Origin of the sequence: Pseudonocardia sp. EC080619-01 (assembly GCF_001420995.1) — a bacterium.
Classification (GTDB): Bacteria; Actinomycetota; Actinomycetes; order Mycobacteriales; family Pseudonocardiaceae; genus Pseudonocardia.
Genome location: NZ_CP012184.1, coordinates 1950819 through 1965175 on the forward strand (window position 1 = coordinate 1950819; position 14357 = coordinate 1965175).

The following is a 14357-nucleotide window of genomic DNA, read 5'->3' on the forward strand; positions in this document are numbered from 1 at the left end:
GAACCTGAAGGAGGTCACGGCTGATGAGTCATAGGTTCTACGGCCAGGTCCCTCAGTCGGATGTGGAGAACCTTCCTGCGGACCTGGCTAACAAGGCGACCCTGCTCCACACTCACGATGACCGGTACTACACCGAGAGCGAAACCAACACGCTGCTCTCGGCTAAGGCTAATACGGCTCATAACCACGACAGCCAGTACTACACGATCCAAGAGACCAACGACCTGGCTATCTACACGCCACACGGCTACTACGAGAACTCTGCGGGCACCGTGTTCTCTGGCGCTTCTGGTTCGTACCGCCTGATTCCTTTCGCTACGAACCTCGGCGAGAAGGGTGTATCCCGATCGTCGGGGAACACTGTCTTCACCCTGGGTTGGGCCGGCCGCTGGTCTGTCGAGGCCGGTATCCGATTCGCCGGTGCCCAGGCTAACCAGACTCGTTACCTCGCCATCGTATACCCGGCGAACACTCTCGGTCGATACGCGGAGAACTCTACCTATCAGACCGGGACCGGGGGCTCGCTCTCCGTGTCGCGAGTCATCCCGGCTACTGGCCCTAACTGGACTCTCGGTATCGGAGCCATCTCTACCGGGACCTCCGGCTTCTCAGTCGCTTCTGACACGAGCTACACGACTTTCGTTTCATTCACCTGGCTCGGACCTCTCTGAGCCTGCTTCTCATACAGACACCTCAGGCCGAGCGGATGAAGGCATTCATCCTCCGACCAGACACCTCTGTCCCTAGAGCATTCCTTCATCTGATTCTTTATTTCTAGGAGTACTAATGGCTAACGCCTACACTGACCGTCTGCGTGAGAAGTACGACGGCATCAAGACCACTGTCGAGGGCATTCAGACCCGGGCAGCGAACGAGGACCGTGACCTGACCGGAGATGAGCTTCGTTCCATCTCTGAGCAGTCCGAGGTTCTGAAGACCCTGGCGGGCGAGATCGAGACCCTTCACGAGATCGACGCCCGTAACGCCAAGGTTGCTGAGACTGCGACCGAGGTCCGGACCGCCTCCACCACCGCTGTGGACCGGGACCCGGGTACCTACGTCCGTGGCGGGGAGCACTCGTTCTTCGGGGACCTCGTGAACTCCCGTAGCCGTGGTGACCGTAACGCTGAGGATCGTCTTCAGGTGCACAACCGCGCCCTGACGACTTCCCCGGCGGGTGCTGGTGTGGTTGCCCCGCGCTGGCTGACCGAGGAGTTCGAGACGCTGGCCCGTCAGGGTCGTCGCGCTGCCTCCGCTGTCCGGAACCTTCCGATCAACTCGGCGCAGTCCCTCACCCTCCCGAAGCAGACTGCGGCCACTGACGACGTCGTCAAGGCCCAGGCTTCTGAGGGGGCGGCTACTGACTTCAGTGACGAGTGGGCCAGCTCCACCGCCAACGTGACCCCGAAGCTGACCGCTGGTGGACAGATCGTTACCCGGCAGATGCTGGACTCGTCCTCGCCGGCTGTGGACCTTCTGATCTACGGCGACCTGGTAGGGGCTTACAACGCCAAGGTCGAGGCTGCTGTCGTCGCTGCGATGGTCGCCTCCGCTGGTGCCTCGATCGGCGATGTCGCTGCTGCGGACCTGGCTGACGGTGTCCTGGATGCGGCTCTCGCGGTTCGCATCGCTCGCAAGCTCCCGGCCGACCTGGCTGTCATGGACGTCGAGACCTACGGCGAGCTGCTGAAGCTGAAGGATGGTGCCAACCGCCCGCTCATGCCTCGCAGCAACCACGGCCCGATGAACGTTGTCGGTGTCGGTGGTGTCGAGACTGACGGTGAGGTCCACGGTCTGGGTGTCATCGCGTCTGACGGTGTGACCGGTGGCCAGATCCTGGCCGTCCGGGCGTCGGATGTCCTGCTGTTCGAGTCGCCGGTTACCCAGTTCTCCTACGAGCAGCCGCTCGGCCCGGAGCAGATCAAGCTGGGCATCTGGGGTTACACCGCCACCTTCGTGAAGTACGCGGGTGCGTCGGTCAAGCAGTTCGGTATCGACGCCGGCTGATCCCGGAAGGCGGGTCTCCATTCGCCGGGACCCGCCTTCTTAACCCCTTCTGGAGTTTCTATGGCTTGGGTAACCCTCGCTGACTTTAAGAACGATCTCGACGTCGACTTCTCTGACGCTCGGGACGACAATGACCTTCAGGAGTCTCTGAAGGCCGCTATCGCATTCGTGCGACGTGTCCGACCGGACCTTGGTGACGAGATCCCTGAGGACGTCAAGCTGGGGGTCATCCGACTTGCCGGACGATGGTGGGTTCGTCGCCGGTCCCCGGCTGCCCTAATCGAGATGGGTGAACTAGGGGCGGCACGCGTTCCCTCGTTCGATCCGGATATTGAGCGTCTGCTTCAGATTGGCCGTTTCGCACCTCCGAGGTTTGCCTGATGGATGTTCTGACTGCCCGTTCGGAACTTATCGATCTTCTTCGGGATAGCCTGGGTTCTACGGTCCGAGTCTACGACGCACTGGACGCACGGGTAGACCCTCCAGGAATCATGGTGTCGCTTCCTGAACTGGAATGGGACGCCGCTTTTGTGGAACCTACTTCCGCTTTGTTCCAGGTGGCCTACATCGTCAAGTTCGATAACCGCGCTACCGAGAGCCTTCTCGCTGCGGTCTCGAAGGTATCCGATGCCATCGATCACCCGGACATGGTTATCACTCGGGCCTCGACCGGCTCTTGGAGTTCCAGTGAGGGTTCTGGACTCCCTTCTTACAACTTCACTGTTTCAGTGGCGCTCTCGTACTGACGCGCACCAGTCAAATAACTAAGGACTTTGTATGGCTATCAAGCACCGTAAGAACAAGGTCATCACGTTCGCTCTCGACACCACCAACGAGTTTGCTTGCCAGATCTCGCAGTGGGAGCTTTCGAACAACACTGATGACCCTGAGAAGATTTACTCCTACTGCCCGGACGGCGAGGACTTCGAGGAGGTTGACCCGGCCTGGTCGCTGACCCTCACGTTCTACTCGGACTGGACCGAGGACGGCATCTCGGACTACCTGATGCTTCACGACGGCGAGAACGTCACCTTCCAGCTCGACAACCACCCGGACATCGTTGGTGAGCACGTTCGTTGGGCCGGCACCCTCCGTCTCAAGGCTCCGTCGATCGGTGGCGAGGTTCGTGAGACCGAGACCCAGGAGGCGGAGTTCCAAATCATCGGGAAGCCCGTCTACTCCCGTCCGGTTCCTTCGGAGGGCTGAGTTGGCCGATTGCGGCTGCTCCTGGGACATCGATCTCAAGACCGGAGACAAGGTCGAATACAAGTGCCCCACCCATCGAGCGAACTAGTTGGCCCGTGGGTATCACTTTTGATTGTGGCTGCGTAGAGACGTACGACCCGCTTACAGGGACCGTACGTCGAAAGCGCTGCCCGGAGCACTAAAGCTGTTGGGCATTGGCCTGTAGGGGAGCCATGTAAGTCCCTTCAGCTCATCCCCTACCCCTTTCGTAAGGAATCATAATGTTCAACTTCAAGGTTACTCCTGATGGCCAGGGCAGCTACGTCGTGTCGGCAGGTACCCGCGACATCCTTATCTGGGAGAAGACTGCCAAGAACCGCTCCGTCAGTAACCTGATGGAAGCATTCACTATGCAGGATGCCTACTCGCTGGCTCACGCTGCCTCTAAGCGCCAGGGCCTGTTCACCGGAAGCCTCTCCGATTTCGAGAGCCAGTGCGATATGGAAATCGTCGCGGAGGATGAGCCGGACCCTACCAACCCGGATCGCTGAATCACACCTGCATTCAGTTAGCGATCCGCACAGGTATTCCACCTTCTGTCTGGGCTGAGGAAGGCGAGAGATCTATCGCTACTGCCATCCAACTCCTGACGGACAGTAGTTCCGACCCAGTACAGATGGAGGGTTAGTGGCTGTCACTATCAAGATCCGGATCGACGGCCTTAACGAGACGATCCGAGCTTTCAAAGAACTTCCTCCGGACGCCAACAACGAGCTCCGGGACCGCACCAAGAGCATCGCAGAGAAGCTGGCCGTGAAGGTGAAGGCGGCAGCCTCAGCCGATAGCGGTCAGTCGGCACTCATCGCGCCCACCGTCAAGGCCAAGCGCGACCGGGTTCCTGTCATCGAAGCCGGTGGCGCTAAGCGGGTAGGTCGTAACCGAAAGCCTGCCTACAAGGTCTTGTTCGGCTCTGAGTTTGGATCGGATCAACTCAAGCAGTATCGGCCTTGGGTCGGCCAGGACTCTTATTGGTTCTTCACCACCGTGGAGTCACAACAGGCCGAGATTTCACAGCAGTGGAATCAGGCTGCGGACGACATTCTTCAGAGATGGGCTCATTAATGGCCGAACGTAACACCTCTCGTACTGTAAAGGTCCGTTTCGATGGCGAGGCACGAGGGCTAAACCGAGCTGCACGTCAGGCAGAACGAGACCTTCAGCGGCTTCAGCGTAGGGCCTCTCGTAGCCTTGACTTTAGCGCTAAGGCCGCAGGGATCACAGGTCTTGTCGGGGCTATCGGTTCACTCGGTGGCCCTGCTATCGCCGGCGCTCTCGCAGGTATTGGATCTCTCGGCGCTGCTGGTGGGGTTCTAGCTCTCGCCTTCTCCGGCGTCGGGGATGCTCTCGACGCCTTCAAGCAGGGTATGGAGTCCGGCGACTGGACTGAGTACAACAAGCTCCTCGCCAAGATGCCGGAGTCTCAGCGCGAGTTCACGAAGCAGCTTGTCAAGACCGGTCAGGAGTTCGCCAAGCTCAAGCGTACTGCCGCTGATAACGCACTTCCTGGAATCACTCGTGCTCTGGACGCTAGTATCGAGCTGTTCCCTGTACTCGATTCTGCCGTTGCCCGGACAGGTAAGATCCTCTCGGATACGGGTGACCGTCTAGCTAACCTGTTCCGGACCGAGCAGTTCAAGAAGGATCTCGACGGCTTTTTCCGAGCGACCGAGCCAGTCACGAGGTCGATGGGTAACCTGTTCGTCGATCTCACTGCACGGCTGATCAAGTTCGGCTCAGAGATGCGCCCCGCTGCTCAGGGGTTCGCATCATTCATTGATAGTTTGAACCGTGGCCTCTCTCGAATGTTCGACGAGATGGCTCCTTACGCCGAAGACTTCAAGGTGCTTTGGGAAGGTCTCGGAGAGGTAATCGAGGAACTACTTCCTCTGTTTGGTTACCTGTTCGGAGAGCTGGCCAAAACCTGGGGTCCGGTCCTCAAGGACGTCGCTTCGTGGCTTCGCGAGAACCAGGACGAGGTCCGAGCCTGGATCTCCGCTATCGCTTCCGCTACTCCTTATCTTATCGCCGCCGCTGTAGCTCTCAAGGGTCTTTCGCTCGCGGCGAAGGCTGTTTCGTTTGCTGGCCTGATCTCCGATATGGCTAATCTCGGAGGCAAGGCGAACACGTCCAGCCGTACTGCTGGGACGCGGTTCGCAGGGGGGCTTCGAGGTGGCCTGATCGGGGCCGCTGTCGGTATCGGAATCCTTGCCGCCGGCGAAATCGCAGGATCATTCGCTACCCAGGACTGGAAGGGTCTCGGCACTACTTCCGGCAACTACGTCCTCTCCGGCTTCCAGGACAACGTCAACAAGGCCGCCTCCCTTGACTTCGGCGGACTGGCTGACAACTTCTTCCAGCAGGGTCGACGTTCTCGTGCTGAGCTTGTGAAGGGTTTGTCCGGCGGGGGTACGACGATGAAACTACCTCCGTTCATCGTGTCCGCTAACACCGAGCAAGCTAGTCGGAACCTGAACATCTTCAGGCTGGCAACCCGTGATCTTGATACTCAGGTACAGATCGGCGCGGACACTATGGGTGCTTCTCACGCTCTGGAACGGGTGGTCACTGCGATCAACGAGGGCCAGGGCGAGGTTGAGATCAATGGCGAGACGGTTCCCGCTACGGAAGCCCTTCGCGGTCTCGTCGAGGAGCTGAACACCACCCAGGGCACGGTCAACATCAACGGTAACGCCGTACCTGCCGGTGACGCCCTGCTCGGATGGATCAACCAGGCCAACGGTACACAAGGTCCTGTAGTCCAGATTGACGGGAACCCGGACCCCGCTACCGGTAAGATTCAGTCGGTAATCACTAACGCAGACGGGTCTACCGGAACCATTACTCTGGACGGTAACGCACTTCCTGTAGGCGATAAGACCTATCAGGCAGTGTCCTTCGCCAACGGTCAGCGCGGGACTATCACGATCGACGGTAACCAGAATCCGGCCAACGGAAAGGTTACCGCCACTGTTCAGTACGCAGATGGTAGTACCGGAACCGTTACGGTGAACGCCAACAACCGCCCGGCTACCGGTACCTTGGACAAGACTACCGGTCAGATCAATGGTTCTCGCGGTACGGTCGGTATCAACGGTAACAACAGCGGCGCCATGTCGTCACTGGGTACGTTCCTCAGGGCCATCCCGGTTCGGAAGACTATTGAGCTGGTTGCCAAGCGCGTGGGTAACTGGTTCGGGTTCGCTCAGGGTGGGGCCGTCCAGGCTTACGCTCGTGGCGGATCAGTCCGAGGTGCGGGTACTGGAACCTCTGACTCGATCACGGCCAAACTGTCTAACGGTGAACACGTCCTCACAGCTAAGGAAGTCCGGAAGCTGGGAGGGCAGGCCCGCGTTTACGCTCTCCGCAGGGCTATCCGCTCCGGCTCCTTCCCTGCGTTCGCTAGCGGCGGGGCTGTCGGTAGTTCTTCTACGGGTAGCAATCAGACGTTTGCCATCGAGCCACAGGTCCACATCTATGTCGATGACCCTCGACTGAAGGATCTGATTCGGGTCGAGTTCGACAACCGGGACCGGACTGTCCGACGTACCACTAAGGCAGGAAGGTTCGCCGTCTAATGGCTCTGACACTCTCTTACGACGACTCGATCTCTCGGGTCAGGATCTCGCTCTCGACCACCAGTACAGTGGAGCACTCGACAGACGGGATCAGGTGGACCTACGTCCGTGGTGCTGCTAGCTCTGTGTCCGCCGGCAGCACCATCGACGACTACGAGTTCACGCCCGGAGTCCCTAACTTCTACCGGGACTCCGAGGGTACGGCCTCCATCACTCCGATGATGACCAACGCCTGGCTGAAGTTCGTGGGTAAACCTTACCTGAACACTCGGCTTGAGCTCAACGGCTGGGACGAGATCTCCCGTAGCTCCCGGAACGGAATCTTCCAGGTCCGGGGCAGGGTCAACCCCGTCGTTGTCACTGACGTCCACTCTTCCCGGAGTACCACGGTGTACGTCCGGACCCGGACGACTGAGGCGCGGGACAACCTGGACCTCGCTCTCCTCGGCGGTCAGGTCATGCTGCTTCACGTCCCGCCGTCGGCACCGTTGCCTTCGATGTACGTGGTCCCGGGTGACTATTCCTACGACTGGCCCTCCCAGCGCAGCGTCACCGCCCGCTGGGAGATCCCGGTGATTGAGGTAGCCAAGCCCGGTCCTGGTGTCTACGGCTCTGCGGCTAGCTGGAACACGGTCAGTTCGAAGTGGTCTAGCTGGTCCGCCGTGTCCGCTGCGAATGCCACCTACGCGGATCTCGCTGGAGTGGTCGGTAGTCCTTCTGCAGTTATCGTGAGTTGATCCTATGCGTCCTGTTTCTACCCGTTTCCTTGACACGATCAAGGGCTCTCACAAGGCTGTGTTCCGAGCCCGGATTGTAGATGAAACCCCTTCGTTCGGACTGAACCCTGCCGGCGAAGAGATTCCTATCCTGTCCGGCGACGTCAAGCTCGAAGCGTTCTCCGATATCAAGAGCACCCTCGATCTTGAGGTTCCTGGTGAGTGGTTCGACAAGGTTCTCCCGTTTGGTAAGGAGCTGTTCGTAGAGCGGGGAGTCGACTACGGAGACGGGTCCGTGGAGTGGATCGGTCTCGGTTACTTCCGTATCGACGACATCGACCAGGACGACGCTCCTGACGGCCCTATCAAGATTTCCGGGACCGACCGTATATCCCGGATGATGGAGAACCGGACTCTGTGGGCTGCGCCTCCTACGCTTCCCAGCTATCCGGCACAGACTCTCAAGGTCGCGTTCGATCGGTGGATCAATGCTGATCCTCACAACACCGGGAACCCGAACCAGGACGGTTACGGCATGTTCCTGTTCGACATCGTTCCGATCAACTGGCTGGCTCTGAACCCTAACTCCTACGGGACCGGTGGAGCCATGGTCGAGGACTCGACCTACGAGTGGTGCCAGAACCGCTTGTCGGAGATCGGTCCCTTCACGATGAGGTTCAACCACAAGGGCGAGCTGGACATCATCAGTACGGATGTCACGACCAAGCCCGTTGTCTACAAGGCGACCCCCGGCGAGAACCTGATCAAGTGGTCTCGCGGGGTCTCCCGGGACGGCGTAGCGAATATCGTGACTGTCTCGTCTTCTGATCCTGAGTACCCCGGCGTGTTCTTCGTCGGGTACAACCAGGCCCCGATGTTCGGCTGGACTACGGAGTTCGGTCAGGTCGTCAGTCGATACTCCTCGCCGATCCTGAAGACCAATGCTGCGGCTGAGTCGGCTGCCTTTACCAGGTTGTCCAAGATGGCGGCTCCGAGTGTCGCGTCTTCGGTGATGGTGATTCCTAACCCTGCGCTGGAGCCTCTGGACGTCATTGAGGTGACTCCCGAGGTGGGTATCGCGCAGAAGCATTACATCGACTCCGTGACCATCCCTCTGTCCGTGGAGCGTGAAGTGACTATCAAGACTTTCGATGTGGTGGAATCCTCGTGAGCCAACCTCTTGACCCTACGCTTGCACCGCTGTTCCTCGATAAGGGTGTTAATCCTCAAACCGCTAGTTACAACATCCAGTCTGCGGATCTCGTGGCCTGGAACCAGACCACCGGAGCCAACACTGTGGCGATGCGTGGGACTCTCTGGACCAACTGCCCTATCGCTGCGAGCGGGACTCTGACTACCGGACCAATCCTCGTGGCGGTCTCGCCTACTGGCCCGATCATTCTCGGAGTACTGAGGAAGCCCTCATGAGCACAAGCCCCCACTACCAGTTCCCCTACCCTGATCCGACTGACTCGCCTGACGCTCCTAAGGCTTACAACGAGCTGTCGGATGCTGTCCAGGCGGAGATCGACCGTATCGACGCGGGTGGCAGCTTCCCGTTCGGTGTCGTCGCCAGGGCTCGAAGGACTACCAACCTTACGCCGGGTTCCCAGGCGAGCTTCACTCAGTACCGGGCCATGACCGTAAGTGCTTCTGTGACGGCTGGACGAAGCTATCGAGTCCAGGCTCCGTGTGCCGGATGGTTTTCTACTGCCTATGCGCTTATCCGTCCGTCGATCCGGTACACCACTAACGGGTCGGCTCCGACGGGTAGTTCACCGACCCTGATGGAAACCGGCCTGGAGCTGTCGAACTCGAACAACGTAGAGAGTGCGACTCTGACGGGTTACTTCCAACCTACTGCCAACGGGACCCTGCGGGCTTCACTGTTCTGGCAGAGGACTCAGGGAGGTAGCGCCGTCACCTCCTACGGTCTCGGTGACTGGCCCTTGAACTTGTACATCGAAGACCTGGGGAAGATCTGATGCCAGTTACGCCTGTGTATGATATCGAGTACCCATCCGCTTCTGATCCTGCTGACGGGCCTCTTGCTTTCGGAAACTTGGCTGAGTCTGCGGATGCCGCACTGCTGTTCATCGAAGGCGGAGGTGTCCCGGAGTCTTCGGGCAAGGGCATCGTTGGACTTCGTCGCCAGTCTACGCCTACTGGGTACGGAAGCACTGTCATCGAGATCGGCTCCCTGACCTTCGTTGCGAACCTGGGCCGCCGGTACCGAGTGAACATCTCCGGAGTCCTGGAAACCAACGGCGCAGGGAATGCTCGTGCCTCGGTTTATCTGTACGCCGGTTACGGAGCAAGTCAGCCGACGACGCTTCGTATGAACTCCGCTTTCGACATGCCGGCGCCTAGTTTCAGTGTGACTGCCAACGTCTCCGACACGATTTCTATCACTTCCGGAGGCGTCTATACCGTCCGTACCGCCTTCAGCCGTGGATACACCCATCCTGGCCTTGTCCGTGCCCGTGACTTCGTCCTGACTGTGGAGGATGTCGGTGCTTCCTGAACGACCTAGCTCCGCGGCGGTCGTGAGGGTCAGCACAGAAAGGAACTCCTGTGCTTCCTAAGATCACTGCTTCAGACCCTACGAACATCCCGGGTGACCTTCAGGATCTTGCCGAGGGTATCGACGAGGAGTTCGAGCGGATCGAGTCGAGCGTCCCTACTGCTACCCCGGGACGCCTGCTCGCTGCGAGCTACCTGACCAGTTACACGACCAACGGCATGTCTGCCACGGTGGTCGCTCGGGTCTCCGCCTCGGTCACCGCTGGAAGGCTCTACCGAGTCGGGGCCTGGAACATCCCGGTCTTCGCCAACAACTACGGCAGGGCCCGGATGGAGATCAGGTACGGGACTACCCCACCCACCACCAGCTCCACCATGATCGCCGGTGGTCAGTGTGAGATCCCTGCTCCGTCCGACTGGGCTTGGTCGGTGGACTGCGTTGGTCTCTGGGCACCTTCGACCAACCACACCGCTCACTTCGCGATGATCCTCGTCCCCCAGCTCGCTTCGACGTTCGTCAGGGTTGCGGGTTCGGACACCTGGCCCCTGGCGTTCTTCATCGAGGATCTTGGTGTTGACCCCGGGGTGTGACGAGCTGCCGAGTCATCGCAGGCTTGCTCGACACGTCAGAGCTAGAGCTTGCGATCCCAGGACCTTCCGTACCTCGCTGTTTCGGCCTGGCCTGACCACTACCCGCCGCTGATCCCCTGGTAGAGTGCTTGATCGTTAGCTTGGTGACAGTCTGGGTATGTGAAATCGTTCCGGACCGGTACGTAGATAATCTTGCGCCATGAGCACACCCGCGGGGGGCGCCGCGTACGCCGAGGGCTACCTCGCCGAGGACGACGCGCTCGGCGAGGCCCGTGCGCTCGGCACGTCGGCGGGCGCGCACCCGATCTCCCCGGCCGGCGGTGCGGCGCTGTCCGTGCTGGCGGCGACGGTCGCCGCGCGCGCCGTCGTCGAGATCGGCACCGGAGCCGGTGTCAGCGGGCTCTACTTGCTCCGGGGCATGGCGGCGGACGGCGTGCTCACCACCATCGACGTCGACCCGGAGCTGCAGCGCGCAGCGAAGCGCACCGCGATCGGCGCCGGCTACGGTCCCGGCCGGCTGCGCCTGATCAACGGGATGGCGCTCGACGTGCTGCCGCGGCTCACCGACGGCGGCTACGACCTCGTCGTCGCGGACGCCGTCCCCGCCGAGTACCCGGGCTACCTCGCCGAGGCGGTCCGGCTGCTCCGCCCCGGTGGCGTGCTGGTCCTGGAGGGTGTGCTCGACGGGGGCCGCGTCGCGGGCGACGGCTCGGAGGACGGCCCGGGGACGGCCGCGCTGCGCGAGACCGCCGCGCTGGTGCGCGACGACGAACGGCTGCTCTCCGCGCTGCTCCCGGTGGCGGACGGCATGCTCTGCGCCGTCCGCCGGTGACTCACTGGGCCGTGACGCCCTTCCCGAGCACGACGACGCCGCCGTTGGAGACGGTGTAGCGGCTGCGGTCCAGGTTGAGGTCGACACCGATCAGCGCGCCGTCCGGTACGACGACGTTCTTGTCCAGGATCGCCCGCCGCACGACCGCGACCCGCCCGATCCGGGCACCCGGCAGCACCACCGAGTCGGAGACCTCCGCGCCGCCCTGGACGCTGACGTTCGGGCTGATCACCGACCGCCGCACGATGGCCCCGGAGATGATCGTCCCGGCGCCGACGATCGAGTCCTGCGCGATGCCACCCTCGACGAACTTCGCCGGCGGCAGGGCGGGCGTCGCGGTGCGGATCGGCCAGCGCGCGTTGTACAGGTTGAAGATCGGGTGCACGGAGACGAGGTCGGTGTGCGCGTCGTAGTACGCGTCGATGGTCCCGACGTCGCGCCAGTAGCCCTCGTCACGGTCGGTCGCGCCGGGGACGACGTTGTCGGCGAAGTCGTAGACGTGCGCGTCCCCCTTCGCCACCAGCGCCGGGATGATGTCGCCGCCCATGTCGTGGTCGGAGTCCGCGTTCGCGGCGTCGGCCTTCAGCGCGTCGAGCAGCGCCTCGGTCGTGAAGACGTAGTTGCCCATCGACGCGAAGGTGACCTCGGGGTCGTCCGGCACGTGCGGCGGGTCGGACGGCTTCTCCAGGAACTCGGTGATCCGCCCGGTCTCGTCGGAGGCGATGCAGCCGAACGCCTTGGCCTCGGCCCGCGGCACCCGGATACCGGCGACGGTGACGCCCGCGCCGGACTCGGCGTGCTGGGCGATCATCTGCGCCGGGTCCATCCGGTAGACGTGGTCGGCGCCGAACACGGCGATGTACTCGGGCTCGTCGTCGTAGACCAGGTTCAGGCTCTGGAAGATCGCGTCGGCGCTGCCCGTGTACCAGCGGCGGCCGAGCCGCTGCTGCGCCGGGACCGTGGTGATGTACTGGTCGAGGACGCTGGACAGCCGCCACGTCGTGGAGATGTGCCGGTCCAGCGAGTGGGACTTGTACTGGGTCAGCACGCAGAGCCGGTCCATGCCCGCGTTCACCAGGTTCGACAGGACGAAGTCGATGAGCCGGTAGTTGCCACCGAACGGGACGGCGGGCTTGGCGCGATCGGCGGTGAGGGGCCAGAGGCGCTTGCCCTCCCCGCCGGCCAGCACGATTCCGAGAACCCTTCCGGGAAGACGCCCGGACGCCGTCGGTCGCATGGTGTGAACAGTAGTAGGCACACGGTGGCGGGGCCATATGTCCGGTGCTGCCGGACCCGGCCGGAACGATCCGGGCACACCGGTGGGTCGCGTGGCGGCACCCGGACGCAGTAGCGTCACCCGCCGTGCGCGTCGGCCTGCTCACCCGTGAATACCCACCTGCCGTCTACGGCGGCGCCGGAGTCCACGTCGGACACCTCGTCCCCGCCCTGCGGGAGCTGGTCGACGTCGACGTCCACTGCTTCGCCGAGCCGGGGATCGACGCCCCGGCCGACGCCCGCGCGCACTCCGCGCCACCGCTGCCCGACGGCGCCAACGCAGCGCTGACGACGCTGGGCGTGGACCTGTCGATGGCCGCCGAGCTGGAGCGGTGCGACGTCCTGCACTCGCACACCTGGTACGCCAACATGGCCGGCCACATCGGCGCGCTGCTGCACGGCCGCCCGCACGTCGTGACCGCGCACTCGCTGGAGCCGCTGCGCCCCTGGAAGGCCGAGCAGCTCGGCGGCGGGTACCGGCTGTCGTCGTGGGTGGAGCGGACCGCCTACGAGGCCGCGGACGCCGTCGTCGCGGTGTCGCACGGCATGCGCCGCGACGTCCTCGCGGCGTACCCGGCGATCGACCCGGAGCTGGTGCACGTGGTGCACAACGGGATCGACACCGGCTTCTACGCGCCCGACCCGGCCCGCGACGCCCTCCTCGAGAACGGCGTGGACCCGGACCGGCCGATGGTGGTGTTCGTCGGGCGGATCACCCGGCAGAAGGGGCTGAAGCACCTCGTCGCGGCGGCGCACCGGTTCGACCCGGCGGCGCAGGTCGTGCTGTGTGCCGGCGCGCCGGACACCGCGGAGATCGCGGCCGAGACCGAGGCGGCGGTGACGGAGCTGTCGGCGTCGCGCTCCGGCGTCGTCTGGATCCAGCGGATGCTGAAGACCACCGAGGTGCGGCAGTTGCTGTCCGCGGCGACGGTGTTCGTGTGCCCGTCGGTGTACGAGCCGCTGGGGATCGTGAACCTGGAGGCCATGGCCTGCGGGACGGCCGTCGTCGCGTCCGACGTCGGCGGGATCCCGGAGGTCGTCGCGGACGGCGAGACGGGCCTGCTCGCGCACTACGACCCGGCCGACACCGAGGGGTTCGAGAAGTCCATCGCCGACGGGGTCAACGCGCTGGTGGCGGACCCGGAGCGGGCGGCGCGGATGGGTGAGCGGGGCCGGGAGCGGGCGGTCGCCGAGTTCGCCTGGGCGGAGATGGCCCGCCGGACCCTCGAGGTCTACGAGAGCGTGGCCTGAACGACGGCGGGGCCGGTCACCCGGCCCCGCCGTCGCACCGCTCGACCGAGGGGGAGCGGTCGGTCAGCCGACGGTCGACTTGAGCGCCTCGCTGAGGTCCGTGGCCTCGTCCGGGGTCATCTCGACGACCAGACGCCCACCGCCCTCGAGCGGGACGCGCATCACGATGCCCCGACCCTCCTTGGTGACTTCCATGGGCCCGTCGCCGGTGCGGGGCTTCATCGCGGCCATTCGTCCGTCCTCCGTCAGCTTCCTCAACAGTCGTTCCTCGGGGACGCGCTCGGGGCACGCGCCGACCGTGGACCTCCATTGTTCCCCATCCCCGGTGGCGGGGTGCAACCG

General features: G+C 62.8%; 15 protein-coding genes. 13 read left to right on the forward strand and 2 right to left on the reverse strand.

Annotated elements, in window-relative coordinates; translation table 11 throughout:
- The first annotated feature begins 23 nt into the window (after positions 1 to 23).
- The 12 genes from AD017_RS09010 to AD017_RS09055 all read left to right on the forward strand — a co-directional run bounded on the left by AD017_RS09010 (position 24) and on the right by AD017_RS09055 (position 11489).
- Entirely contained in the window at positions 24 to 671 is a 648-nt protein-coding gene (locus tag AD017_RS09010; RefSeq protein ID WP_060573919.1) for a hypothetical protein, read from the forward strand.
- A gap of 115 nt (positions 672 to 786) precedes the next feature.
- The gene (locus tag AD017_RS09015) at positions 787 to 2007 is read left to right on the forward strand and encodes a phage major capsid protein (protein ID WP_060573920.1); all 1221 of its coding nucleotides are present in this window, start codon (positions 787 to 789) and stop codon (positions 2005 to 2007) included.
- Between the two features lie 380 nt (positions 2008 to 2387).
- Positions 2388 to 2753 (forward strand): hypothetical protein, encoded by a 366-nt coding sequence (locus tag AD017_RS34440; protein WP_145982698.1) that lies wholly within the window; start codon positions 2388 to 2390, stop codon positions 2751 to 2753.
- Positions 2754 to 2784: 31 nt separating this feature from the next.
- Positions 2785 to 3213, forward strand: coding sequence for a hypothetical protein (locus AD017_RS09020; protein WP_060573921.1), 429 nt, complete (start codon positions 2785 to 2787; stop codon positions 3211 to 3213).
- Between the two features lie 260 nt (positions 3214 to 3473).
- Positions 3474 to 3743 carry a hypothetical protein gene (locus AD017_RS09025; RefSeq protein WP_060573922.1) on the forward strand — a complete coding sequence of 90 codons (270 nt, stop codon included), beginning with the start codon at positions 3474 to 3476 and terminating at the stop codon, positions 3741 to 3743.
- A 136-nt stretch (positions 3744 to 3879) separates the two neighbouring features.
- The gene (locus tag AD017_RS09030; protein ID WP_060573923.1) at positions 3880 to 4314 is read left to right on the forward strand and encodes a hypothetical protein; all 435 of its coding nucleotides are present in this window, start codon (positions 3880 to 3882) and stop codon (positions 4312 to 4314) included.
- A gap of 302 nt (positions 4315 to 4616) precedes the next feature.
- Positions 4617 to 6827, forward strand: coding sequence for a hypothetical protein (locus AD017_RS34445; RefSeq protein ID WP_145984036.1), 2211 nt, complete (start codon positions 4617 to 4619; stop codon positions 6825 to 6827).
- A complete protein-coding gene (locus tag AD017_RS09035; protein ID WP_060573924.1) occupies positions 6827 to 7564 on the forward strand; it encodes a hypothetical protein in 738 nt (245 codons plus the stop codon). Before AD017_RS34445 ends, AD017_RS09035 begins: the two co-directional genes overlap by 1 nt.
- 58 nt (positions 7565 to 7622) lie before the next feature.
- Entirely contained in the window at positions 7623 to 8714 is a 1092-nt protein-coding gene (locus AD017_RS09040) for a DUF5047 domain-containing protein (protein WP_060573925.1), read from the forward strand.
- A gap of 828 nt (positions 8715 to 9542) precedes the next feature.
- Positions 9543 to 10067 (forward strand): hypothetical protein, encoded by a 525-nt coding sequence (locus tag AD017_RS34450; protein ID WP_145982700.1) that lies wholly within the window; start codon positions 9543 to 9545, stop codon positions 10065 to 10067.
- Between the two features lie 50 nt (positions 10068 to 10117).
- Positions 10118 to 10657, forward strand: coding sequence for a hypothetical protein (locus tag AD017_RS09050; RefSeq protein ID WP_060573927.1), 540 nt, complete (start codon positions 10118 to 10120; stop codon positions 10655 to 10657).
- A gap of 199 nt (positions 10658 to 10856) precedes the next feature.
- A complete protein-coding gene (locus AD017_RS09055; protein WP_060573928.1) occupies positions 10857 to 11489 on the forward strand; it encodes an O-methyltransferase in 633 nt (210 codons plus the stop codon).
- A gap of 1 nt (position 11490) precedes the next feature.
- On the opposite strand, the gene glgC is transcribed toward AD017_RS09055, so the two are convergent.
- Positions 11491 to 12726, reverse strand: coding sequence for a glucose-1-phosphate adenylyltransferase (gene glgC / locus AD017_RS09060; protein WP_060573929.1), 1236 nt, complete (start codon positions 12724 to 12726; stop codon positions 11491 to 11493).
- A 125-nt stretch (positions 12727 to 12851) separates the two neighbouring features.
- Here glgC and glgA point away from each other — a divergent pair, with 125 nt between their 5' ends.
- Positions 12852 to 14015 (forward strand): glycogen synthase, encoded by a 1164-nt coding sequence (gene glgA / locus AD017_RS09065; RefSeq protein WP_029239978.1) that lies wholly within the window; start codon positions 12852 to 12854, stop codon positions 14013 to 14015.
- Between the two features lie 63 nt (positions 14016 to 14078).
- Here glgA and AD017_RS33290 read toward each other — a convergent pair whose 3' ends face one another.
- Positions 14079 to 14246, reverse strand: coding sequence for a DUF3117 domain-containing protein (locus AD017_RS33290; RefSeq protein ID WP_010241564.1), 168 nt, complete (start codon positions 14244 to 14246; stop codon positions 14079 to 14081).
- Positions 14247 to 14357 lie beyond the last annotated feature (111 nt).